Annotated in this window: 1 protein-coding gene; it reads left to right on the top strand. The window is 64.8% G+C overall.

From position 1 onward, the window contains the following. Nucleotides 1-284, top strand: a 284-nt coding sequence (locus BA190_RS34865) for a caspase family protein (RefSeq protein WP_202908582.1), incomplete at both ends; no start/stop codon positions are given.

Raw genomic sequence — 284 nt, 5'->3', positions numbered from 1 at the left:
GGCAACAGTGCCTATCGCTCGGTGACGCCTTTGGTGAACCCGGCCAATGACGCCAACGACATGGCGGCGGCGCTGGGGCGGATCGGCTATGCGGTGACGCTGGTCAAGGACGGCGACCTGGCGGCGATGAATGACGGGCTCAGGGCCTTCCTGCGCGATGCCGATCATGCCGACAGCGTGGTGGTGTTCTATTCGGGCCATGGCGTGCAGGTGAAGGGGCGCAACTATCTGGTGCCGGTCTCGGCCAAGATCTCGGACGAGCTCGATCTGGACACCCAGACCCT

The organism is Labrys sp. WJW (assembly GCF_001676615.1).
In the GTDB taxonomy this organism is placed as follows: Bacteria; Pseudomonadota; Alphaproteobacteria; order Rhizobiales; family Labraceae; genus Labrys; species Labrys sedimenti.
The sequence above is the reverse complement of the archived record's forward strand: the minus strand, read 5'-3'. Positions and strand labels throughout refer to the sequence as shown.